General features: G+C 58.5%; 14 protein-coding genes and 1 pseudogene. 7 read left to right on the forward strand and 8 right to left on the reverse strand.

The features are described from left to right. Nucleotides 1-48: 48 nt before the first annotated feature. Nucleotides 49-345, reverse strand: a complete 297-nt coding sequence (locus PSEST_RS02150) for a helix-turn-helix domain-containing protein (protein WP_015275429.1) — start codon at nucleotides 343-345, stop codon at nucleotides 49-51. A gap of 79 nt (nucleotides 346-424) precedes the next feature. Between PSEST_RS02150 and PSEST_RS02155 the strand changes: the two genes are divergently transcribed. The 5 genes from PSEST_RS02155 to PSEST_RS02170 all read left to right on the forward strand — a co-directional run bounded on the left by PSEST_RS02155 (nucleotide 425) and on the right by PSEST_RS02170 (nucleotide 7,769). Continuing rightward, nucleotides 425-904, forward strand: coding sequence for a hypothetical protein (locus tag PSEST_RS02155; protein WP_177282070.1), 480 nt, complete (start codon nucleotides 425-427; stop codon nucleotides 902-904). A 38-nt stretch (nucleotides 905-942) separates the two neighbouring features. After that, nucleotides 943-1,167, forward strand: a complete 225-nt coding sequence (locus tag PSEST_RS22505; RefSeq protein WP_282611471.1) for a BPSL0761 family protein — start codon at nucleotides 943-945, stop codon at nucleotides 1,165-1,167. 235 nt (nucleotides 1,168-1,402) lie between these two features. Then, nucleotides 1,403-5,824 (forward strand): NACHT domain-containing protein, encoded by a 4,422-nt coding sequence (locus tag PSEST_RS02160; RefSeq protein WP_015275432.1) that lies wholly within the window; start codon nucleotides 1,403-1,405, stop codon nucleotides 5,822-5,824. Between the two features lie 65 nt (nucleotides 5,825-5,889). Then, the gene (locus PSEST_RS02165) at nucleotides 5,890-7,266 is read left to right on the forward strand and encodes a multidrug DMT transporter permease (protein ID WP_225775526.1); all 1,377 of its coding nucleotides are present in this window, start codon (nucleotides 5,890-5,892) and stop codon (nucleotides 7,264-7,266) included. A 188-nt stretch (nucleotides 7,267-7,454) separates the two neighbouring features. Further along, nucleotides 7,455-7,769, forward strand: a complete 315-nt coding sequence (locus tag PSEST_RS02170; RefSeq protein WP_015275434.1) for a hypothetical protein — start codon at nucleotides 7,455-7,457, stop codon at nucleotides 7,767-7,769. Nucleotides 7,770-7,947: 178 nt separating this feature from the next. On the opposite strand, the gene PSEST_RS02175 is transcribed toward PSEST_RS02170, so the two are convergent. The 5 genes and pseudogenes from PSEST_RS02175 to PSEST_RS02185 all read right to left on the reverse strand — a co-directional run bounded on the left by PSEST_RS02175 (nucleotide 7,948) and on the right by PSEST_RS02185 (nucleotide 15,701). After that, nucleotides 7,948-10,377 carry a S8 family peptidase gene (locus tag PSEST_RS02175; RefSeq protein ID WP_015275435.1) on the reverse strand — a complete coding sequence of 810 codons (2,430 nt, stop codon included), beginning with the start codon at nucleotides 10,375-10,377 and terminating at the stop codon, nucleotides 7,948-7,950. 25 nt (nucleotides 10,378-10,402) lie between these two features. Continuing rightward, a complete protein-coding gene (locus PSEST_RS02180) occupies nucleotides 10,403-11,389 on the reverse strand; it encodes an AAA family ATPase (RefSeq protein ID WP_003246630.1) in 987 nt (328 codons plus the stop codon). A 432-nt stretch (nucleotides 11,390-11,821) separates the two neighbouring features. Continuing rightward, nucleotides 11,822-12,367: a peptide-methionine (S)-S-oxide reductase MsrA gene (gene msrA / locus PSEST_RS21620; protein WP_003246627.1), complete on the reverse strand. Its 546-nt coding sequence runs from the start codon at nucleotides 12,365-12,367 to the stop codon at nucleotides 11,822-11,824. Nucleotides 12,368-12,524: 157 nt separating this feature from the next. Next, nucleotides 12,525-12,917, reverse strand: a pseudogene (gene msrA, locus PSEST_RS21625) (peptide-methionine (S)-S-oxide reductase MsrA); the annotation flags it as partial. Between the two features lie 111 nt (nucleotides 12,918-13,028). Continuing rightward, complete coding sequence (locus PSEST_RS02185; protein ID WP_015275437.1) at nucleotides 13,029-15,701, reverse strand: EAL domain-containing protein; 2,673 nt, start codon at nucleotides 15,699-15,701, stop codon at nucleotides 13,029-13,031. 149 nt (nucleotides 15,702-15,850) lie between these two features. Between PSEST_RS02185 and PSEST_RS02190 the strand changes: the two genes are divergently transcribed. Continuing rightward, nucleotides 15,851-16,339, forward strand: coding sequence for a hypothetical protein (locus PSEST_RS02190; RefSeq protein ID WP_041756422.1), 489 nt, complete (start codon nucleotides 15,851-15,853; stop codon nucleotides 16,337-16,339). A gap of 108 nt (nucleotides 16,340-16,447) precedes the next feature. Here the strand turns inward: PSEST_RS02190 and aceF are convergent, their stop codons facing one another. Next, complete coding sequence (gene aceF, locus PSEST_RS02195) at nucleotides 16,448-18,451, reverse strand: dihydrolipoyllysine-residue acetyltransferase (RefSeq protein ID WP_015275439.1); 2,004 nt, start codon at nucleotides 18,449-18,451, stop codon at nucleotides 16,448-16,450. Between the two features lie 24 nt (nucleotides 18,452-18,475). Continuing rightward, the gene (gene aceE / locus PSEST_RS02200; protein ID WP_015275440.1) at nucleotides 18,476-21,121 is read right to left on the reverse strand and encodes a pyruvate dehydrogenase (acetyl-transferring), homodimeric type; all 2,646 of its coding nucleotides are present in this window, start codon (nucleotides 21,119-21,121) and stop codon (nucleotides 18,476-18,478) included. A 265-nt stretch (nucleotides 21,122-21,386) separates the two neighbouring features. Between aceE and glnE the strand changes: the two genes are divergently transcribed. Further along, nucleotides 21,387-24,332 (forward strand): bifunctional [glutamate--ammonia ligase]-adenylyl-L-tyrosine phosphorylase/[glutamate--ammonia-ligase] adenylyltransferase, encoded by a 2,946-nt coding sequence (glnE, locus tag PSEST_RS02205; protein ID WP_015275441.1) that lies wholly within the window; start codon nucleotides 21,387-21,389, stop codon nucleotides 24,330-24,332. Nucleotides 24,333-24,348 lie beyond the last annotated feature (16 nt).

Consider the following 24,348-nt stretch of genomic DNA (forward strand, 5'->3'; position numbering starts at 1 on the left):
TGGACTGACTAGAGGTCTCTCTTTCAACGTCGAGTGTTACCCGTAAGCCTATGATGCAGGCTCAGCGAGCAGGCTCTGTAACTCATCTCCAACTCTCTTTAGCAGTAACTCACGGTCAGCGGGGGCCTCTGCTCCGAGCAAATAGGTGATGGCCAGGAGGGTGACCGGGTGGACATCGAGCACCTTGCAGAGATCATCAAGCTTTTCGAGCGTAGGACTGGTAGCCGCCCGCTCCAGCATGCTGACGTAGGTGCGGCTGCTAACCATTGAGAAGTCTTCCTGGGTAAGCCCCTGGCTGTGACGCACCAACCTCAACGCTTTACTAAACGAATTCCGGACTTCCATTTTGCGCTCCCGCAAAATGGAAAGATGAAGCGTGATTGAACAATATATGACTACAAAATATATTGTTCATTAGTCGAGCATGATTCTCATCAAGGGGCCTGGGATGTTCAAGACAAATCGGAAATCTGAGCTGTTTCCTGGGCGCTCCAACGGCTCTGATGACGTTCAGTTCTGGTCATTTATTGAGCAGGATGCGGCTTGGCCTTGGTTCTATCTTCAGCTGGTGGAGGACGCTGGTGGGGAATTGTTTCGCAGCATGCTAATGGTTCCGACACCCGTACAGCTTGAGCAGGTCGTAGCCGTAAAAGATGATCATGCTTGGATTGAGCAGGCCCAGCTTGTGACTCCATCGCACATCAACGATACGGAGCGCTGGACAATGGAGCCTTTGTTGGAGGTCAGTCTGATCCTTGATGATCAGGGGCTTGAGCTCGGATATAGGTATCGCGTAGAGGGAGGTCGAGAGTACAGCGTTTCTGTCGATCCGTTTCCAGACGGACAGCTGAAAACTCACATGATCTTCTCTGCTGCATTGCACATCAGGGCGGAAGGCTATTGATTTCAGGTGTTTAGCTTGTTTGGAGGTGAGGCATGACAATGCCATGCGAACGTACCCGAGCAGTGATACAGACACATGACTTTCTTCTTGAGCTCTCGCGTGATGGGTCTTTGCCCGAACGGGTTCGGCGTGATGCTCGATTCCTGCTGCGTCATTATCCAAGCCGGACTGACATGCTTATGGCCGGCCGGATTGAGGAACAGGCGGAGACGCTGCCAATTGGAGCTCTTGGCCCTGTATTCAGCTCGACAACAACTCTCTAATAGGTATCGAATCGGATGTGATCGCTCTCGCCCTCTACAATCGCGGGCCCACATGAGCGTATGAGGAAGCTTTAAGAAGGGGCTCAGTCGCGCGCGGTGGGGGGATAGGCCTGTACAACTGGGCTGGCGTTTCCCTGCGGTAACGGATAACCCATATATTGCTGCCTTCAGCCGCATCACCGGGTTCGCAGCGCGAGCCGATGCTGTCCTGGCAGCTTCTGAAGGCGAGTCACCCATGTCTGAAGACATCAAGAATACCGCGATCACCGCCGCAGGTTACATTTATCAGAACCGTCAAGGCCTCAGGGTTCTTTGCGATTGGCTTGACGCACCGGCTCGCTATACCCGGGTGAGGTTTGAGTGTGACGACGAGGCTGTCGCGCCGACAGGGCTGGATGACATCGTTGTCGAGCGTGCAGATAGCCTGCTTGATCTCCAGCAGGTCAAGTTCACCCCTGATCCAAACGCGCATCCGCTCTGCTGGGATTGGATGCTGGAAAAGACTGGCAAGACAGCGCGATCGAGGTCGATGTTGCGCAAGTGGTTCGATGCTTTCAAGGCGTTGGAACCGGCGCGTACGGGCTTATTTTCGTTGACGACCAATCGCCGGCCGGATGCCGATATCGAAGCTTGCCTCAGCGGCGGCAAGATCTCCTTTGCCAGGATCCCCGAGCCCAGGCGCTCTGAGGTCATCGCGGAACTTGGTGGCGAGCAAGACTGCGAGGCGTTTTTTAGCCAGCTGCACATTTTTCACAGTGACAAGGGGTTCGACACGCTGGAGCAAGAGGTCGATGCGCGACTTCGCAAACACGGCACTCCTGAGGGTATTGCTAACCTCAAGTACGTAGCTTTGAACTGGGCGACGCGGAAAAACTTCCCACCCCCTGACGGTTGGATCACGCTGGAGCAGGTTCGCACCATCCTGCGCTCGACACCAGCGGCGCCTTTGCCAGAGGACTTCGTTGTCCCACTGGGCTACGAGGTGCCTGATGAGACGTTCCATTCGGAGTTTGCCCGTGACACCGTCAATGCTACTGGTGGGGCGATCGTGCTCACTGGGCCGCCGGGTCGTGGAAAAAGTACCTATCTGAGCGCGTTGTGCGACACGCTCGCTGAGCGGGGCATCCCTACCGTCCGGCATCATTACTTCCTCTCGACGACGGAGCGAGGGCGAGACCGGGTGAACAGCTATGTAGTCGAGCAGTCCATCGAGGCGCAAGTCAAACGGTTTCATCCGGATGTTCAGGTGCCGGTGGGCGACCTGCGCTCGCTACTTGAAGCGTGTGCTTCTCACTACAAGCAACTGGCCAAGCCGTTCGTTCTTGTCTTGGACGGGCTGGACCACGTCTGGCGCATTAACGCCGAGGACAAGCGGCCGCTGGACGATGTGTTTGCCCAGGTGATCCCATGCCCGGACAACATGGTGCTGCTCGTCGGCACCCAGCCAGTGGACGACGTCCAGTTACCGACGGACCTGCTTGCTGTCGCGCCTAAAGCGGAGTGGCGTACGCTGCCAGCGATGTCTGAAAACGCAGTCCTGTCCTATTTGCGCAAGGCATTTCAGGAAGGCAGATTTACGACTGGATTCGAGGGCGAGGATGGAGTTGAAAGGCAACTGCAGGAGACTGCGACCGCGCTTCGTACGCAGACCAATGGTCATCCTCTGCATGTCATCTATGCCGTTGCGGAGCTTGAACATACCAGTCGCAGTTTGTCGAGGTGGGACGTCGAGCAGCTGAAGGGGGACTTAAGTAGGGAGGCACAGTTCTACTACGCATCGCTTTGGCAAAGCCTCCCTCCAAGCCTCAAGGACACATTGCGGCTCGTATGCGCCTTCTCGTTCTTCTGGCCTAGATCTGCATTCGGGGAGATCGCCACAAAAGTCGGCACGGCGGAGCCGGAGGTCGCAAAAGTTGAGCATCTGCTTCACTCCTCGGCGGCTGGCCTGAAGGTTTTCCACGAGAGCCTTGCAGTCTTCGTGCGCGCAACCCCAGGCTACGTCGACCGCATTGAGGAGCTGATGCCAGCAGTAGCAAGTTGGTTGGAGAGCTCAGCGCCCACCTCGCTACGCGTGAACTGGCTCTGGACGGTTCAGGCGAGATTGGGTGACCCCAAGAACCTTATCGCCGGTCTCACCCGCGACTGGATCATGCTCCGCCTGGAAGAGGGATACCCGGAGTCGCTTTTTGACACGCTGCTATCAGACGCGCTGGTTGCAGCGCTGGATACCAAAGAGTTTGCTGAAGCCTATCGGCTCCAGCATTTAAAGGGGCGGATGGTCGGTGGGAGCCGATACCAGATGCAGAGCGACGACATGGCCAGGCTGATCTCGTTCACCTTCTTCCTCACCACAGAGGAGAGTGTCGTGCGTGAGGCTCTAGCCTCTAGACACGAGATGGACATCCTCCAGCTCGCCGCGCTTGGGTTGGCCCTGCGTACACGGGGCGATGAGATTGTGGCTGAAATGTGTGGTGAAGAGGCGCTTCGTCGGTTCAGGGGGCTTAGTCGTTTCTCCAGCAGGTACTCGTCGAGTGCTGGCTCTGATGAGTTCCAGTTCCTGGTCGACGCATTTGCACGGCTTGGCGTCATCGGTGCGACACCAACAGCGCTAGCTCAGCTGGTTTCCGAAAACGGGGCGGCCGTTTGGCTGCCAAGAGTCCAGATATTGGTTGAGGAAGGTAATTTAGACGACTTGATGGAGGTCGCTGCTTCGCTTGCTGCTGGTAGGAGCAAGAACCTCATCAGTGACGCGTGCGTTCGCGCGGCAGCGACCGCTGGAGTGAGCATCACCGAGCGCGATGACTTCAGCGCGCTTGCCCGAACGCCCCTCGTCGCTGCCGTAGAGGCAGCTTGTAAGAGGGTTTCCAAGCCCATGAACGAGCCTATCCCCATTGAGTGGCTCAATGGTAACTACTACGAGCGCAAAGAAGATCTGGCTACACTCGCGCACCACTGGTTCTTTAGCGCCGTTCATCTGAGCCTGTCTATGGCTGTAGAAGGGCAGACCGCCTTCGAGTTCGTGCGAGCTCCCTCCTACAAAGACAAGGCGAACATCACCGACTTTCTCAACGCACTCTCTGCGGCCGGTGCACAGGTTGCGCACCAATGGTGGCAGGGGGAGTTCATAGACTTCCATGAGCTGTTCGCGTTACTCCAGACAGTGGAGTTCAGGCGTTTCAGGCAAAACCATGACGAGAGCTCTGCAGCCGAGGACTTCCGGAGCGCACTGCATCGAATTGCCTGCGACATTCGTGTAGGGAGCATCCTGCAGGGGCACTTCGACGATGTGCCCCTGACCAAGGAAACTATGGAGGCGGCCGGGCAGTACGTTTGGTTTGACAGTGAGTCCTTCCGCACTCAGTACGCGTCCGGATTGCTGGCGAGGATGGGCGATGATGCGGCGGCGGCGTTCGTTGAGTCCCAGCGTATCCTGCTTGATGCAGAGATCTGCCGTGAAACCAGCGTACATCTTCAGACACCGCTCCAGCTTTGTTCCATTGCGCTAGCCCATGGGTTGAGCGCCAGTGCTCGCGAGTTGTGTAAGCAGACCTGGGAGCTGAGTACTGGCTATGCGCATCGTAAAGACCCTACGCTGAACAACACGGTCGACGCCATCGGCTACCTAGTTGATGTCGCACCGAACGACTCCCGTCGATTGCTCGGCCGTATTGCGCCGCAGGTGCACCACGTCCTGGACTACACCGACGGGAAGGGCACCAGACATGTTCTGGCGGCCGCCGATCGGCTGCTTGCGAAGTTGAAGCCGTCTGCTCTGGTAATCAAGTACGAGGAGCACATACACGCAGGCGACTGGTCGCAAGCAGAGGACAGTCTGCGGGAATACGTGGTGCAAGGCATCGAGGACGGTTGGCCTCTGGACGCGTTGATGCGAACCGCACTACATCCTGAGATTCATGACGTGCTGAGTAAACTTGCACTCGAAGGTAACTCAAGGGCTGCAGAGCGGCTTGGCGTCCTTCGGGAGCACGTCGGTTGGGACATCGGTTTGCTGCAGAGACCGGAGTATCCCGGCAGTAGTAGCGAGAGCAAACCTTACACGGGAGATGTAACGGACTTTGCACCGGAACAACTCAGCGACCTGCTCGACAGTTTATCGGCCAGCCACAGCGAGCAAGAGAAACTCCTTCGCGACTGGTATCAGCACTGGGATAAAGCGGGGCAAGGAAAGCGACTGCTCTCGGCGCTCGACGGCTTGCTTCTGTCAGAAAAGGGCTGGCCCAGCGGAGTCTTGGTGCTGTCTGACCTGGCCTTTCAGACGAGGCGCAAACTAAGTGGCGTGAAGGCAGCATGGAAGTACCTTGTCCAGGCGCATATCCGAAACGGTGCCTGGGTCGGGTTTGCGGAGAAAGAAGAGAAGACCCTCAGCAGACTCGATTTAGTCGTCAAGCATTATCCGCAGCGCTGTGACGAGTTTGTGGCTGCGACAACCTACGCCATGTTCGGCGATCCTGAACCGCCACGTGTGGCGCCCACGGAAGTTATGGTCTACTTCTATGCGCGACAAAATAGGATCGCTGAGGCAGTGAAGTTCGCGGAGACGATGGTCAATTGCGTTATTGAAGACACCCGTACCCTGCCGTTGGAGCGGCCTCGCTGGGCGGCTGAGTTGGTATCTTCTGAGATAGCGGAGGCTTGATGGACGAGCTTCGCATCCTCGTTGCTCGGCTTGGTTGGCCGTCAACGTCTACAAGGTGGTGGGCCATGCAGGAGCTGGCAGCTAGGCTGGGGGAGCCAGGTTCGAAGGCTGAGACCGAGTCCGTGCTTCTCCAAATGCTGAGCTCACGCCAGCTTGAGGCCGAAGTGGTCGAGATCCTGTGTATCTTCTGGATGGCGGTAAGAGCATGCGGCTACTCCCCCACTTCCAAGCTGGCTGAGAGCACTTCGAGGTCATCCATCCTTTCGGACCTCGTTCTGGAAAGCTGTGGTCTGTTGCCAGAGGGCGACGACGAAGCGCTGGAGGAGGTTCCCGAGGAGTTCGAGATACCCCAGGACTTTGACGGCGTGCAGGGCTCAGATTTGCCTCGGATCTTCCGAACTTCCTTGGGAAAGCTTGAGAGTCATACTGGGCTGCCGTTCGTCCGGCAGATGGCCTTTGAGTGGACGGCGAACCGCACCGCCTACCCAGACGCTCCGTTCCAAGGAGACCCCTGGCACTTCCTGAGGCCCATGGGCGAAGGTTTTGTCGGACAGCTATCCTCGCGGGCTGCTCTTCGCGCCATCTCCGCCTACCTTCGCACGCTGGCGGTTGCCGAAGATTTGTGGGGTATGCCAACGGATCTGGCGGAAGAAAGGGCTCTCTTGGCTTTACCTGTTCATCCGACCTTAGCCTTCCTCCGACCACTACGCCCTGTTTGGTTCCCTGCAACAACCGACTTCGACGGTGACACCGAGGCAATCGAAGCCTCCCTGCGAGCTCTGATTAGTCGCGTAGAGGCAGCGCGACCAAGTGACGAACTGATCGCGTTCAGTTCGCCAATCGTGATGTCGATCGAGAGGTGTGTGGAGGTCTCGATCGTTCGCTGGTCACAAGCGGCGGGCAGCGAGATCGCTGATGTGGATTTGGCTGTACATTTGGAGAACATCTGGTCCAGCGGGCGGATGCTTCGCAGTGCGGCGCCTGAGCCTCTGAGCACGACGACTCTTTTGATACCCCCCCATCTTGGCAGCCTAATAGATGGAAAGTGCAAGGCCTGGCCGCTTGCCGCGCCGCTCGATCTCGACCGCATAGGCTATCTTCAACACGATTTGTATCCGGGGCGGCTATTCCTTCCAACGCTCCCTGGCTGCGACCAGGCCGAGTTCACCCCTTGTGGTGGGCAGTTGGAGGTCAAGGTGGGCGAGCAGGTCATCGCTGATCTCTGTTACTGGAATGCGGGCTGGGGACCCGCACGCCCCATGCAGTTCGAAGGCAACTGTGGTGCCGCACTCATTTCAAGAGGTACGAGCTATCGGGAAGCGGGGGGCTCAACGGAAGGGGCGGTTCGCTCGTTCTATCTTTGGCAGGTGCGAACACTGCACCGAGACAACACCTTTGACAGGTTTAACCAAGCGCTGGCTATGGGCGCTATGTTCGTCTAGTTAGTCCCAAATCACTGTTGATGGCCGTTTATGGCTCGGGCTGTGTAAAAACCTCTGAGTTTTGCCGCTGGTTCGGAATCCCGAAGGGCCGTATTTGAGGCGCACGTAATCCCATCGAGCAAAGCTCCTGAAGGCATATCGTGTACCAGATGAACGAAGGCGTGCATGTACCCTGATTGGAGGCTTCGATGAAGATCACAGCTATGGAACAGAGCAAATCGGTCAGTGATGTCCTGTGCGACATCTGCGGCGATAGCACGCGCGTTGAAGGGCAAGGATTGCAATTTGGCACTCTTCGCGCCAGTTGGGGCTATGGCTCGGCTCATGATGGCGAGCGCTATGAGGTCCATCTGTGCGAGTCCTGTTTTTTCAGAACGCTTTTAGGTCTCAGACGTGAGCGGATGGTGAACTTCATGTTCAGTGATGAAGACCAAGATCTCAGCGACTTTGGGCGCGTTGCTCACGATGATTTTTTCAATGAGGGTGGTAGCTCGGCCACCTAATTCCCGGCTGTGGCAGCACCCAAGTCTAGCCTGCATCTCATCTTTAATTGTGAGATCAACGTCAGCTGAGGCGACGTGATCCCCTGCGCGGAGAGCACTAAACCAAACACGTCGAGGATGCATTGCCTGCTTAAATGGCTGAGTCCGTAGGGTACTTGCAATAGCAGGCGAATATTGACTACCCGCGACTCTGTAGCCGAGCAGCCTGTTGAGCCTTTTGCTGTTCCCTTGCCACAGCCTGCTGCGCTATCCGCTCCTGAATCTGGGTGTAGAGCTGAGCATGCTCATTGTCCCGATCAGCTACAGTGACCACCAGAGAATAGGGCTCCTTCTCTGCTGCAGAGGGGTTCCAGTCACGGTCTTGCCTGACCACGACCAAAAACCACTTTTCACCCGGTTTACACTGCCGAAGCGTCCAGCGTGAAGACTGGACCGTACCGCGGTTTCTCAGCTGGGCCGAGATGTCGCGATTGCTGGACTTGGCCTCCTTGAGCACCTCCGTCTCAGCCTTGAGTTCCTTGCTAAAGTGCTTCTGAACTTCGTCTAGCGAAGTGCCTACAGCCAAGCGATAGTTGATCTGAGTGGCCAAGTAATCAATTCTGGTAGTTCGGACTACTGGCGAGTAAGCCAATGTTATCGAGAGCTCACGTGTCCCACGAGCGGAACGCAGGTAGTCGTCCGGCAAAGGCAGCTCAAAGAACTGGCATCCGTCGTTTTCAATAGTCTCCTCCGACATCAGAACTACGACGTTATTGGAAGATCTGAAGAGGTCGGCCTCACTCACTACGCCATAGCCAGCGACATCTCTCGCCACATCACGCTTCCGAGTGGCTTTAGCCTCCTTGTAGCCCTTTCTGAACTCATTAGAAAACGTGGAAATAACCTCACCTGGAAGGTAGGCCTGATTGACCAGCATCGCGCGAAGCATATTCGCTGACGCAGTTGGATATTCATTCAGCAAGCGCCCGGCCAAATGAGTGATGTATGGTGCCGCGAAGCTCGTTCCGCTAACTTCTTTGAAGATGGTGTTGCCTGCCCACTGATGGTTAAGCGTAAGTACACCCAGCCCCCGCATGTGCGGCGACCACTGAGCATTGGCCTGCCTCATGGGGCTGGCAAGGTTACCACCCGCCGCAACAAGCTCGGGCTTGAGCGCACCCTTAACCGAGGGGCCATGCCGAGTGAAAGGTGATGGTTGGTTTTCCGAGGCAGGCGAGAGCTGACTGATATCTGGATATTTCTGGCTGTCAAAAGTGGCGTTGTGCCGGGAGATGCTTCCCACCGTCAGCACCATCATTGCGGGTGCCGGATCGATGATTGCGCTTTGTTCTGCGACAAGATATTCGGGGTACTCGTCACGCCAGCTGTTTACCGGAACTGGAGGTTCTTCAGAGCCGCGGAAGTTACCCGTAGAGACCACAAACAAAATGTTATGCCGCCTTGAGAGGACGTCCAGGATGTAGGCGAGCCCCCTGACATGAGCTCCATCGTACGGAGCATTATTGTTACCCAGGGAGAGATTGAAGATCCGACATCCAAGCTCGACGAAGTACTCAACCGCTTTCGTCAGTGATGCCTCAAGCGAGAGCTCGTCATAGATCGCATCGCCAGTATGCGGACACTTCTTCATCACCTTCCCATTGAAAATCCAGAGCTCCGGGCGCCAGAAATTTGAGTTGTTGCAGGCCTCTACGTCGCCATACAGGGCCACACCGGCTACAGCAGTACCATGTCCCGCCTGGTCATCGTCTCCTTCCTCATCCACAAAGGAGGCGCTTTCAGCCATCGCAGGTTTCAAGAGGGGGTGGTTCCCGTTGATACCACTGTCCAGAATGCAGACCCGTGCCGCATCTGCGGCCGGTGCAGGTATGTTTCGAGGTAGCTCGTTGATATCCCGATTCAGCTGCTGAATGCTGATTCCGGTGGCGGGAATGAGATCAACAAGCCGGACATCGCGGTGGTTCAGCAGTAGCTGTGCTTGTTCGGGCGTCACCTCAACCCGGTACATGAGCAAGCTGTCCAGATTCAGCTTGTCGAGCCTTTTAATGCGCTCCCCTGAGAGCCAGGCCTCGAAAGCATTTGTGAGTAGGATTCGCTTCGGGTGGCTCGCTACATAGACAGGCCATAGTTCGACATCAAGCTTGAAGGTGGGGGTGTCCGGAATCCCGATATGGGTGATCGCCCAGCTCTTCCGATCCTCCGCAGACCATGTCTCCACCCCTGCGATAGCCTCCAGAATCTGGCCATAGGTCAAGGCGTCGTCCATAACACCCAGCTTCGTCAGATGGTCAGCGAACTTGGCCAAACCTTCTTCTGTCGCGAAAACAACGCAAAGCTGTTTATCCTCCTGGCTGACGAACTCCAAGCCATGGACATCAAGGTTTGAGAAGTTGAGAGTGCCGTCGTATTTCAGTTTGAGGACGTAGGGAGAGTTAGCTGTCGAGCCGATCTGCTTTTTGGCTTGCCCTTCAGCCGTAAGAAAGTAAGCATTGAGTTTCTGGCCATGCCCTCGACGATCTTCACGTTTGGTGAAGGGAGGGGGATTCTTGGTCCGGCGTGAGTTATCCAGAACTTCCCGTGCAATGTTCAGATGCTTGTAGGTAGCCACCGCTTCTTCCTTGAATTGTTATGATTCAGGACTTCCTGAGATCTTCTCTTGCAAGTGCGCTTTTCAGCTCTTTGAGGGTCAGAAACTCTTGCTCCCGCAGGATCATCCGCTTCGCGGCGCGACGTATAACTCGCTCAACATCAGCTCCGCTCTTGCCCTTAAACTCCGTCAATACTTCCTTGTCGTCAATCTCAAATTGACGCCGGATTCCTCTCAGCTTCAGTGACAAAATATCTTTCAGTTGCTTCTCATCCGGGAGCGGAAATTCGATGGATTCATCAAATCGTCGCCAAATGGCAGTGTCCAGAATCTTCTCATGGTTAGTAGCAGCCAAGATCAAACTGCGACCTTCGTATGAGTCCATCATCTGAAGCACTGCGTTTACTACACGTCGCAGCTCACCATGGTCGCCACTATCGCCGCGCTCTTTACCGATTGCATCGAACTCATCGAATAGAACAACAAACGGATGCTGGGCAATAAAATCGAAGACCTTGCGAAGGTTGGCAGCCGTTTCACCAAGGAAAGACGAAACCAGCGCATCCAATCGGACAATTGCCAAAGGTCGATCAAGTTCGAACGCTACTACCTCGGCTGCCAGTGTCTTTCCGCAGCCCGGTGGGCCGAAGAAAATCACCTTGCCCGCGGGCTTCATACCGTAGCTGCGGAGCACATCAGCACGACGGTTCTCTTCGAGTATCTCCTCTAGTGCAGCAGAGCTGCTGGGAGGGAGAATCACTTCATCAAGGGAGCGCTTAGGTGACCTTATGTCAAGCAGCGGTAAACCGCGCTCTTTATCTACGGGAACATCATAGTGAGTGCGTGATGTGCTACTAGATGCTTTGAAGTTCAAGTCGCTGCCGTAGAGGATTTGCTCTAGATCATTAGCGAGAAGATGGTGTTGTTTCTGCCGCTCTTCCTCGATAACAGCTTTAGAGGCAAGGCGAAACGCATCGGTATCACCTGCAGTGCCCGCTTTGAACAACTGGCGAAGAATTTTCCCATTGGCCATAGTCGCCACCCTCTGAGTTACCGCTATTTTATATTATATGTAGGTATTGATAAACCCAGTTGCGGCTACATAACTTGCAATAAATTGTTTCGCATTTTGATCTTCATGGTCAAGGACTCCATTCCTCATTAAATAGCTAAACACACTTGAGATTAAAAGTTTGGAGTAGTGCGGCTGATATGGCAGTGTAGCCTAACTCACGTTCTAAAAACTTTAAATAACTAGCCTTCGAAATTCCGCCGAGCGGCAGAGCATCATGCCGCCTAGCGCCCAATCGCCAATGCTACCCAAGAGTGAGGCAATGGGCCTGCAGGCCTCAAAGCCTGCTAGGCAGCTGGAGTCTGATGCTTACGCAGCTTCTTCATCATCCGCCACCTCCTCGCCCATCGGGGCGGGCGGTCGTGATGGTTGGACTCGGTTTTACATTGGGCACTATTCGCGCCCAGTTGCTTTTTGGTTTTTGAATATAGTTTCCAGCTTTGCGAGCTTTGGTGCTATTGATATCTGGCAGTATCTATTGCTTGGGTTCTTTGTGAAGAAGTCTTGGTGGTATTCCTCGGCTTCGAAGAATTCAGTTAACCTCTCTAAGGTGGTTGCCGTTGGGTTTTTCCAAAGGCCATTTTTTTCAGTTTCTAGTATTGCGGTTTTCGCGGTTACTAGCTGTTCGTCGCTATCATAAAATATGGCAGATCGATATTGGGTTCCGATATCTGCACCTTGCCTATTTAGAGTGGTTGGGTCATGTATTGCAAAGAAAATCTCAAGCAATTCGGATAGGCTGATTTTGCTACTATCAAATTCAATCTTTATTGCTTCGGCATGGCCTGTTTTGCCAGTGCATATATCATCATATGTTGGTGCGTTGAGGGTTCCCCCCGTGTAGCCACATTTCACAGACTGAACGCCCTTGATTCTCTTGAAGACTGGTTCAAGACACCAAAAGCAACCGCCTGCCAGTACTATTTTTTCGGTTTTCATACGGGTCTCTGTATAAAATTCAGGGGGCTGGGGTGCTGCCGATATGGGTGCAGTATGGCTGCTGTGCTGTCACGTAGATCGCCTGGCTGGGCTATAGCTATGCTGAGGCGCGCTAGCAATAGGATTCCTAGCATAGATTTACTCTTGACTGTCCTCCTAATCCCTGGGTGGGGTTGTGCGCCTCCCAGAACGTTCGCAGCAAAGTGGAGTAATCGATCTGCTGAGGGTCGAATACCACCAGCACCACCTCCGTATGGCCTGTCAGGCCGGAACAGACTTCGTCGTAGGTCGGGTTCGGTGTCAAACCGCCGGAGTAGCCTACGGCGGTGGTCCACACACCCGGTAACTCCCAGAAGCGGCGCTCTGCTCCCCAAAAGCAACCCATGGCGAATATGGCCTGGGATAAGCCAGCCGGCAAGGGCGGCTGCAAAGGGTTGCCGTTCACATAATGGGCTGGTGGTACTGGTACGGCTGTCGAGCGGCCGGGTAACGCCTGCTCGGCAGTTGGCAGTGCCTGTTTGTTGACCAGAATCTGCGAGCGTAGCGACATGGTTGCCTCGGTCGAAATGGGGGCGGACAGCTAGGCTACAAAAGCAGACATGATAGTGAAAGCTTGACGGCGACCACGCGTCGCCGATCTGGCGAAAGTGTTTCCCGGCGCTTAGCGCCAATGGGGATAGCGGCGCAAGGCGTCGCTCAGGATGTTGCCGGGAATCGGTTTGTCGAACAGATAGCCCTGGCCGATATCGCAGCGATGATGGCGGAGGAACTTGAGTTGCTCGGCTGTCTCGATACCTTCGGCGACCACCTTCAGGTGCAGCTTGCGCGCCATGGCAATGACCGCGGAGGTGATCTCCATGTCGTCCTGATTGTCGGGAATATCCTTGATGAAGCTGCGATCGATCTTGATCACGTCAATGGGAAATTTCTTCAGGTAACTGAGCGAGGAATATCCCGTGCCGAAGTCATCCATGGCCAGGGTCAGGCCCAATGCCTTCAAACCGATCAGCTGCTGCCGGGTTTCTTCGGTTGCGTCGAGCAGCAGGCTTTCGGTCAGCTCCAGTTCCAGCTGACCCGGAGAAAGCTGCTCCTCCAGAAGGATGGAGGCAATCGAGCCCAGCAGATCCGGGTCAGAGAATTGCTTGGGAGACAGGTTGATCGCAATCTGCGGTTTGCCGTGGCCCAGCGCCGACAGTCTGACGCCCATGCGACATGCCTCGCGCAGGACCCACTTGCCGATAGGAATGATCAGGCCGGTCTCTTCAGCGACACTGATGAACTGATCCGGGCGGATCATTCCTTTTTCCGGATGGTTCCAGCGCAGCAACGCTTCCAGTCCCTGCAGCTGTCCGCTACGCAGGCACAGCTTCGGCTGATAGAAGACTTCAAGCTCGTTCTGAGTGAGGGCGCGGCGCAGGTTGTTCTCGACGAACAGCTTGTAGTTGGCCTCGGCATGCAGTGCCTCGGTGAAGATCTGCACCTGATTCTTGCCGTTGGCCTTGGCCTTGTGCAGCGCTTGTCCCGCATGCTTCATCAGCGTTTCCGGATCCCGACCGTGTTGCGGCGAGCAGGCCAGTCCCAGCGACGCGCTGACGCTGATCAGCTGCTTGTCGACGAACAGTGGTTTGTCGAGGACGCGCAGAACCTGATCGGCCAGCCGCAGCCCTTCATCCAGCTCCATGTCATCGAACAGCAAAGCGAACTCGTTGCTGGCAAACCGTGCCAGCACGCTCTGCTGACTGAGGCCGTTGCGCAGTCGGCGCGCCAGGCTGGTAAGCAGCTTGTCGCCGGTCTGGTGGCCGAGGCTGTCGTTGATGCGCTTGAAGTTGTCGATATCCACCAACAGCAGGCAGAGCCGAGGCTCGGCACCTGCAGCAAAGCGTTCCTCGAGGCTGCGAATGAAATATGGCCGGTTGCCGAGGTTGGTCAGGTTATCGGTATAGGCCAGTCGCTCAATATGCTGATGGGCCAGTTTGCTGCGGGTGATGTCTTCGTAGATGCCGATGTAATGAGTCAGCACGCCTTCATCGTTGAACACCTTGGAGATCGACAGCTGACCCCAGTAGGGCTCCAGATTCTTGCGGCGGGAGCGGAACTCGCCCTGCCAGCTGTTGCTGTGGGCGAGCACCGATGAGGTATCGAACAGCAACTCGCTGAGATTTTCCAAGGCCTTCAGATCGGTCAGGCGGTGGCCGCGTACCTCGGCCGCGGAGAACTGGCTGATGCTGGTGAAGGCCGGATTGACATACTCCACGCGACCGTCACGGTCGACCAGGATGAAGGCACTTGCGCTCTGTTCCACGGCGCGCTGGAACAGACTGAGCATATGGGTCGCGCTCAGGCGTTGCTGGTTGGCCAGCACTTGTGCGTATTGGTCCGCCAGCTCTCCGGCGAAGGCGACCTCGTCGGCTTGCCAGGTTCTCGGCTGACCGGCGTGCTGCAGGCTCAACACGCCAATCACTTCACCACCGACTCGAATGCTGGCGTCGAGGATCGAGCGGATGCCTTGCGGACGATGGAGCTGCTCGCCTAATGCGCTGGTGCGATGGTCCTGCGACACGTCCTGCGCATCGACGGCCCGCCCGCTCTGCAGGGCTTGCAGATAGCGCGGGAAGGGCGTCAGCTCCACTTCCGGCAGCGTTTCATAGTTGTCGCTGCCGAGCCTGTAGCAAGCAATCGGCTCGAGGCGGGTGCCGTTCAGATGCCAGATGGCTGCACGGTCGACCTCATAGACTTCGCAGGCGGCCTGCGTGATCAGTTGCGCTGCTTCCTGCTGTGGATTGGTGGAGCTGTATCGGTGCCGCGCCAGCTTGACGATGAGTCCCTGCTGCGTACGTGAGCGCAGCATGTGTTCGAGGTGTTCGTCCTGCGTCTGCTGGTGCTGCTGCAGCGAGGTGCGAAGGCGGGCATTCTGGGACCTGAGGTCCTGATCCGACTCTGGCCTTCGGCCCGCCATCAGATAGCCCCGCAGCAATTCACGCCCGTACTGCTGGCAGACTTCGCCCAGCTCAGTGATATCCAGCACACTGTCAGGTGTGTGTAGCCGGTAACTGACGGAATAGTGGTTGCGTGCGCTCAGCTGCTGCTGGATATCTTCATGCAGCTGAAGACGAGCGCTGGGCTCCATCAGGCTGGCATAAGGGGAGTCGATCAGTGAGCACAGGTCGCTGGCAGACACGCCGAGCAGACGTTCACAGGCAGGGTCGAGAAACAGCAGCGTCCAGCTGGACTCGTTCAGCCGCTCGAAACGCAGCATGCCCAGCCGTGAAGGCACTGGCAACTGCGTCACAACCTCGGTCGCCAGGCGGCTGGCGGCATCGGTATGTATTTTCATCGAGCGGTTGGCTTCCAGTATGCTCCACGGAGTCGGGCTGGCTCGGGCTCCAGGCACCGTTCCAGCGAAGGACGATGGCTAAATAATATTAATTTCGGCAAGGGTGCATCATGCGACAGGGACTGACAAGTCGACTTGCAAAGTTAGTGATGGTCTCGGTTTTCTGGACGATCGGCACACCATCGATGGCGGCTGAGCCAATCGAATTCGGTTCTGACGAATCGACCCTTTACCTGACCGAACTGAAGAAGCTTTATCTCACCTCGAGCGATCGCACGGCGCTGCTGACGCACAGCAATAGCCTGTTGGATACCTACGCATTGCGTGCCGGTTACCAGGTCGGCCAGGCCAATCCCCAGGACTTTCTCTACGAGCTGAGCGTCACCGCGCCGGGCGAGTTGCGTATCCGTGAGGAAGTGCGCGGCAGCAGTGGCGGCGTAGCCGTTCGCAATCGCAGTCTGTCGGTATTTGGTCTCGATCCCTACCTGCAATACCAGTGTCCTCCTCAGGGGCCTAGCTGCTTCGTCAACAGTCCGGTCGACGGCCTGCCGTTGGTGGTCATCCTGCGCGACCCCAAGGGCGCCGAAGAGCTCGCCAAGGCACTGTCGTTTCTGATTCGCAACCTGCAAAAGGGCTGACAGAACGGCCAGCGACTGCACCTGAGCTGATGGCTTTCCGGCAACCTGGAAAACAAGAACGCCGCGCCCTCGTGAGAGGACGCGGCGTTCCTGTTTGGGTACAGGCGTTTACAGCAGCATCGTACGAATATCCGCCAGCAGCTCGGATAGGCGCTTGGTGAAGCGCGCCGCCGCCGCACCGTTGATGACACGGTGGTCATAGGATAGCGACAGCGGCAGCATCAGCCGTGGCTGGAAGGCCTTGCCATCCCACACCGGCTGCATGGTCGCCTTGGATACGCCGAGGATCGCCACTTCCGGTGCATTGACGATCGGCGTGAAGCCGGTGCCGCCGATGTGGCCGAGGCTGGAGATCGTGAAGCACGCACCCTGCATCGCATCCGGTGAAAGCTTCTTGGTACGTGCCTTCTCAGCCAGCTCCGCAGCCTCGCCGGCTAGTTGCAGCAGGCTCTTCTGGTCGACGTTGCGAATCACCGGGACCATCAGGCCATCCGGCGTGTCGACGGCAAAACCTACGTGCACGTACTTCTTGCGGATCAGCGCCTTGCCGCTCGGGGCCAGCGAACTGTTGAAGTCCGGCAGTTCCTTGAGCAGGTGCGCGCACGCCTTGAGCAGCAGCGGCAGCACGGTGAGCTTGACCCCAGCCTTTTCGGCGATTGCCTTCTGCGCGACGCGGAAGGCTTCCAGCTCGGTAATGTCGGCCGACTCGAACTGGGTCACGTGCGGCACGTTGAGCCAGCTGCGATGCAGGTTGGCGGCACCGACCTGCATCAGGCGAGTCATTGCTACTTCTTCGACTTCACCGAAACGGCTGAAGTCTATCGCCGGGATCGGCGGGATGCCCGCACCACCGGTAGCACCTTCGGCAGGAGCCTGCTTGACCTTGTGCAGCATGTTCTTGACGTAGGCCTGAACGTCTTCCTTGAGGATTCGGCCCTTCGGACCAGTGGCCGGAACATCAGCCAGCTCTACGCCAAACTCGCGGGCAAGCATGCGTACCGCTGGCCCCGCATGCACCTTGGTGCCAGCCTTGCTCGGACCGCTGACCGCCGGAGCGGGCGTTGCGGCAGCTTTCGCCTCGGGAACGCCTTGCTTGTTCGGTGCAACCGCCTGCTGTTGCGGTGCAGCCTCCGCCTTGGTGGCGGGCTTCTTCGCTGGTGCGGTGCCTTGAACCCTTAGGGTCAGGATCAGATCGCCGGTCCTGGCTTCGTCGCCGACCTTGATCGACAGCGATTCCACAATACCGGCCTTGGGTGCCGGAATCTCCATGCTGGCTTTGTCCGATTCCAGCGTGATCAGCGACTGGTCCGCCTCGACGCTGTCCCCGGCCTTGACCATCACTTCGATGACATTGGCACTGCCGCTGGAGCCGATGTCCGGGATGCGTACTTCTTCCACGGATTCGCCGGCGTCTTCGGCAGGTTCTTCAACTGCCGGCTCGCTGAGCTTTTGCTTCGGTGCGCTTGCCGCCTGGCTTGCTGGCGCCTTGCTTGCTGCCGGCTTGCTGGGCGCTGCGCCTTTGAGAACCAGGATCAGATCGCCGGTGCCGACTTCATCGCCTACCTTGACCGAAATGCTCTCGACCACGCCGGCTGCGGGAGACGGAATCTCCATGCTGGCCTTGTCCGACTCGAGCGTGATCAACGCTTGCTCGGCGGCAATGGTATCGCCGGGTTTAACCGCGATTTCGATCACGCTGGCTTTGCCCAAGGAGCCGATATCCGGAACCTTGATCTCCTGTGTCTCGCCTTCGCCGGCCGAGGCCGAAGCATCGTCGTCGCCCGGAGGCGTCGGCGCTTCGGTTTCATCGGTCGGGCCGCCGCTCGCCGCGCCAGCAGGTTCGGCTGCAGCCTGTGAGGGAGCCGCGCTGTCCTGGCCGTCTTCGCTTTCCAGTTCCAGCAGCTCGTCGCCTTCTTTCAGGCGATCGCCGAGCTTGACCTTCAGGCTCTTCACCACGCCCGCCTTGGGCGCGGGAATTTCCATGCTGGCCTTGTCGGATTCGAGCGTCAGGATGCTCTGGTCGGCTTCGATACGGTCGCCGACCTTGACGAACAATTCGATTACTTCACCCTCACCGCTGCCGATGTCGGGTACGCGTATGGTTTCACTCACAATAGGTTCTCCTGTGCGCACGCATCAGCAATCCAGCGGATTGCGCTTCTCGGGGTCGATACCGAACTCGGTGATGGCGTTGGCCACCACGGTGCGTTCGATGGCGCCGCGATCGGCGAGTGCTTGCAGTGCGGCCACAGTCACCCAGCGACGGTCGACCTCGAAGAAATCACGCAGCTTGGCGCGCGAGTCGCTGCGGCCGAAACCGTCCGTACCCAGCACCTGGTATTCGCGCGACGGCACCCACTGGCGGATCTGGTCGGCGAACAGCTTCATGTAGTCGGTCGAGGCGATGACCGGACCTTCGCGGCCTTCCAGGCACTGCTGGACGTAGCTCTTGCGCGGCTCCTCGGTCGGGTGCAAACGGTTCCAGCGGTCTATCGCCAGGCCATCGCGGCGCAGTTCGTTGAAGCTGGTGACGCTCCAGACGTCGGCGCCCACGCCCATCTTGGCGAGGATGTCCACCGCGGCGCGGACTTCGCGCAGGATGGTGCCCGAACCCAGCAGCTGCACTCGGTGCTTGAAGTCGCCCTTGGCTTCTTCGAGCAGGTACATGCCTTTGATGATGCCGTCCTCGACACCCTGCGGCATGGCCGGCTGCTGGTAGTTCTCGTTCATCACGGTGATGTAGTAGTAGACGCTCTTCTGCTGCTCCATCATCTCGTGCATGCCGTGGTGCATGATCACCGCCAGCTCGTAGCCGTAGGTGGGGTCATAGCTGCGGCAGTTGGGGATGGTGCTGGCGAGGATGTGGCTGTGGCCGTCCTCGTGCTGCAGGCCTTCACCGTTGAGCGTGGTGCGCCCGGAAGTGCCGCCGAGCAGGAAGCCGCGGGTCTGGGCATCGCCGGCCGCCCAGGCCAGGTCACCGATACGCTGGAAGCCGAACATCGAGTAGAAGATGTAGACTGGCAGCATCGGCTGGTTGTAGTTGCTGTAGGCGGTACCTGCGGCAATGAACGAGGAGAACGCACCGGCTTCGTTGAGACCTTCCTGCAGGATCTGGCCGTCCTTTTCCTCGCGGTAGTACATCACCTGGTCGCGGTCGACCGGCTCGTACAGCTGCCCGACCGGGGAGTAGATACCCAGCTGGCGGAACATGCCTTCCATGCCGAAGGTGCGCGCCTCGTCGGCTAGGATCGGCACGATACGCTTGCCGAGATCCTTGTCCTTGACCAGCTGCGAGAGGATGCGGCCGAAGGCCATGGTGGTGGAAATCTCGCGGTCACCGGAGCCGTCGAGCACTGCCTTGAGGGTATCCAGCGGCGGTGTCGGGATGCTGAAGCTCTTCGGCCGGCGCTGCGGCAGATGCCCGCCCAGCTTGTCGCGGCACTTGCGCAGGTACTTCATTTCCGCGCTGTCTTCGGCCGGGCGATAGAACGGCAGCTCTTCGAGTTGCGAGTCGTTGACCGGGATGTCGAAGCGATCGCGGAATTTCTTCAGGCTGTCGATATCGACTTTCTTGGTGTTGTGGGCGATGTTCTTCGCCTCACCGGCACCGGTGCCGTAGCCCTTGATGGTATGCGCCAGGATGACGGTCGGCTGGCCCTTGTGGTGCACGGCCTGGTGGTAGGCCGCATAGACCTTGTAGGGGTCGTGGCCGCCGCGGTTGAGCTTCCAGACCTCTTCGTCGGACATGCTCTCGACGCGCTTGAGCAGCTCGGGGTCGGCGCCGAAGAAATGCTTGCGCACGTAGGCGCCGTCTTTGGCCTTGTAGTTCTGGTATTCACCATCGATCGCCTGGTCCATGCGGCGTTGCATGCGACCGTCCTCGTCGACCGCGAACAGCGGGTCCCACAGGCGGCCCCAGACGACCTTGTTGACGTTCCAGTTGGCGCCTTTGAACACGCCTTCCAGTTCCTGAATGATCTTGCCGTTGCCACGAACCGGGCCGTCCAGACGCTGCAGGTTGCAGTTGATGACGAATACCAGGTTGTCGAGATTCTCACGGCCAGCCAGGGAGATCGCGCCGAGGGTTTCCGGCTCGTCGCACTCGCCGTCGCCAATGAAGCACCAGACGCGCTGCTTGCCTTTCGGAATGAAGCCGCGGTTTTCCAGGTACTTCATGAAGCGCGCCTGGTAGATCGCGGTGATCGGGCCGAGGCCCATGGAGACGGTCGGGAACTGCCAGAAGTCCGGCATCAGGTGCGGGTGCGGGTAGCTCGACAGACCCTTGCCATCGACTTCCTGGCGGAAGTTGAGCATCTGCTCTTCAGTCAGGCGGCCTTCCAGGAAGGCGCGGGCGTAAATGCCGGGGGAGGCGTGGCCCTGGTAGTAGATCAGGTCGCCGCCATGCTCTTCGGTCGGTGCCTGGAAGAAGTAGTTGAAGCCGATGTCGTAAAGCGTGGCGCTGGAGGCGAAGGTGGAAATATGGCCGCCCAGGTCCGGATCCTTCAGATTCGCACGCATCACCATGGCCAGGGCATTCCAGCGGACCAGAGAGCGGATTCGACGCTCCATGAACAGGTCGCCGGGCATCTTGGCTTCACGGGTGACGGGGATGGTGTTGCGGTACGGCGTGGTGATGCCGTAGGGCAGCGGAGTGCCGCTACGTGTGGCCAGTTCGCCCATCCGGGTCATCAGGTAGTGAGCGCGGTCTTCACCCTCGCGGTCGAGGACGGACTCGAGGGCGTCCAGCCATTCCTGGGTTTCGACGGGATCGAGATCTTGCATGGCTTGCTCCATGGCGGAAAGGCTTCCAGAATCGGTCGCCTGTTCGCTACCGGCTTTGTGGGCCGGTGCGTGTAATGTCTTGGACGAATGCCGGGGGTAGAACCGGGCGTCTGTAGTTTTACTACAAAAACGCGCCGGGATCAGCCCCCTGAAATACTCTTTAGTAGTAAAACTACAGATCAGCGGCGCTGGCATTTTCCTGAAAAAGGCATATGCGAGGCTCTGAATCGCGGTTTACCGTACTGCTGTCGTAAAGGAAACCACAATGAGTCTGCCCCCGCTGGTTGCATTGCCGTCCTCGCTCCTGCCTTTTGTCAGTCGAGCCGAAGAGTCGTTCCTCGCCGCTGCCGGCAGCCTGTCGGAAGCGCTTGCGGCACGTTGTCACGTCTGGTTGGCTGAGCAGCGTGAGGCGTTCAGCCGGGTCTGTGCAGCGAGCGATTTCGTCAGCGAACAGGTTAGTCGAGATCCGCAGATGCTGCTGCAGCTGGCCGAGCTGGGCTGGCTGGAGCGGTCGCTCGAGGCTGGCGAAATGCGCGAAGCACTCGGCGAGCTGGTCGGTGCCTGCGACAACGAAGACGCCTTGGCGCTGACCTTGCGCCGCTTTCGCAATCGCCAGCAGGTGCGCATCATCTGGCGCGACCTGACTCGTCGGGCCGATCTTGCTGAAACCTGCCGTGACCTTTCCGATCTCGCCGATGCCTCCGTCGATCTGGCCTATCACTGGCTGTACGTGCGTCATTGCGAGCAGTTCGGCGTACCGACCGGGCGTCGCAGCGGCACCGCGCAGCACATGGTCATTCTTGGCATGGGCAAACTGGGCGCCCATGAGCTTAATCTCTCTTCCGACATCGACCTGATCTTCGGCTATCCGGAAGGCGGCGAGACAGTCGGCGCCAAGCGCTCGCTGGACAATCAGGAGTTCTTCGTCCGCCTCGGTCAGCGACTGATCAAGGCGCTGGACGCGATCACTGCCGATGGCTTTGCCTTCCGCGTCGATATGCGCCTGCGCCCGTACGGCTCGTCCGGGCCGCTGGTGTACAGCTTCAATGCACTGGAGCAGTACTACCAGGACCAGGGGCGCGACTGGGAGCGCTACGCGATGATCAAGGCGCGGGTGATCGGCGGCGACCAGCAGGCCGGCAAGGAGCTGCTGGAGATGCTGCGGCCCTTCGTCTATCGGCGCTATCTGGACTTCTCGGCGATCGAAGCGCTGCGCACCATGAAGCAGCTGATCCAGCAGGAAGTGCGGCGCAAGGGCATGGCCGCCAATATCAAGCTCGGGGCTGGTGGTATCCGCGAAGTCGAGTTCATCGCTCAAGCCTTTCAGCTGATCCATGGCGGGCGCGATCTCAGCCTGCAGCAGCGTCCGCTGCTTGGCGTGCTGGCCACCCTGGAAGGGCAGAGCTACCTGCCAGCCGCGGCGGTCGTCGAACTGCGTGAAGGCTACGAATTCCTGCGCTACACCGAGCACGCACTGCAGGCCATCGCCGATCGGCAGACGCAGATGCTGCCGGAAAGCGAAGTCGACTGCGCGCGGGTCGCCTTCATGCTCGGCTTCGACAGCTGGCTGGCCTTTCACGAGCGACTCCTGCACTGGCGTGGGCGCATCGACTGGCATTTCCACCAGGTGATCGCCGACCCAGACGAGGACGAAGCCGCCGAAGGCGATACATTGGTCGGCGGTGAGTGGTTGCCCCTGTGGGAGCAGGACTGGGACGAGGAATTCGCCTGCCGACAGCTGTCCGAAGCCGGCTTCCGCGACGGCCAGGGCGCCTGCCAGCGCCTTGCCGCACTGCGCAATGCCAGTCAGGTGCGCACCATGCAGCGTCTCGGTCGTGAACGACTGGATGCCTTCATTCCCCGCCTGCTGGCGCAGACTGTCGAGCAGGCCGACCCCGATCTCGTGCTCGAACGTGTGCTGCCGCTGGTGGAGGCGGTCGCCCGGCGTTCGGCCTATCTCGTATTGCTGACCGAAAACCCCGGTGCGCTGCAGCGACTGCTCGAACTCTGTGCGGCGAGCCCGTGGATCGCCGAGCAGATCGCCCGCTTCCCGCTGTTGCTCGACGAGCTGCTCAACGCCGGTCGTCTGTACAGCCCGCCGCTGGCGCCGGAACTGGCGGCTGAACTGCGCGAACGGCTGATGCGCATTCCCGAGGATGACCTCGAGCAGCAGATGGAGGCGCTGCGGCATTTCAAGCTGGCGCACCGGCTGCGCGTTGCTGCCTCGGAGATCGCCGGTACGCTGCCGTTGATGAAGGTCAGCGACTACCTGACCTGGCTGGCCGAGGCGATTCTGCAGGAAGTGCTGACCCTTGCCTGGCGCCACACTGTCGCGCGTCATGGCCAGCCGCAGCGCAGCGACGGCACGCTCTGCGATCCGGCATTCGTCATCGTCGGTTATGGCAAGGTCGGCGGGATCGAGCTCGGTCACGGCTCCGATCTGGATCTGGTGTTCATCCACGACGGCGACCCTGCTGCGGAGACCAATGGCGCCAAGCCCATCGACACCGCGCAGTTCTTTACCCGTCTGGGGCAGCGCATCATCCATCTGCTGACCACCCAGACCACCTCTGGCCAGCTCTATGAAGTGGACATGCGCCTGCGTCCGTCCGGCGCTTCCGGGTTGCTGGTCAGTTCGCTGGGCGCCTTCGAGCGCTACCAGAGCCAGGAGGCCTGGACTTGGGAGCACCAGGCGCTGGTGCGTGCGCGGGTGCTGGTCGGTTGCCCGCAGCTGACCACCGATTTCGAGCGGGTGCGTGCCGCTGTGCTCGGTCGCGAACGCGATCTGGATGCGCTGCGCCGCGAGGTCAGCGACATGCGCGCGAAGATGCGCGACAACCTCGGTACCCGGGCGACGCATGCGGGGACCGCTGAGCAAGCCTTCGACGGCGCGGCCGAGTTCAATCTCAAGCAGGACGCCGGTGGTATCGTGGATATCGAATTTATGGTGCAATACGCGGCTTTGGCGTGGTCGCACCAGCATCCCGAACTGCTGCGCTATACCGATAACATCCGCATTCTCGATGGGTTGGAGCAGGCCGGGTTGATGACCGGCGATGAGGTCCGGCTGCTGCAGGACGCCTACAAGGCCTACCGCGCGGCAGCCCACCGGCAATCACTGCAGAAGCAGCCCGGACTGGTGAGTGGGGATCAATTCCACGACGAGCGTCGCGCAGTCATGCGTATCTGGCGCGAGTTGGGGCTCAGCTGAGTCCCTCGTCGGGCTA

The sequence above is a fragment of the Stutzerimonas stutzeri RCH2 genome (assembly GCF_000327065.1).
Taxonomy (GTDB): Bacteria; Pseudomonadota; Gammaproteobacteria; order Pseudomonadales; family Pseudomonadaceae; genus Stutzerimonas; species Stutzerimonas stutzeri_AE.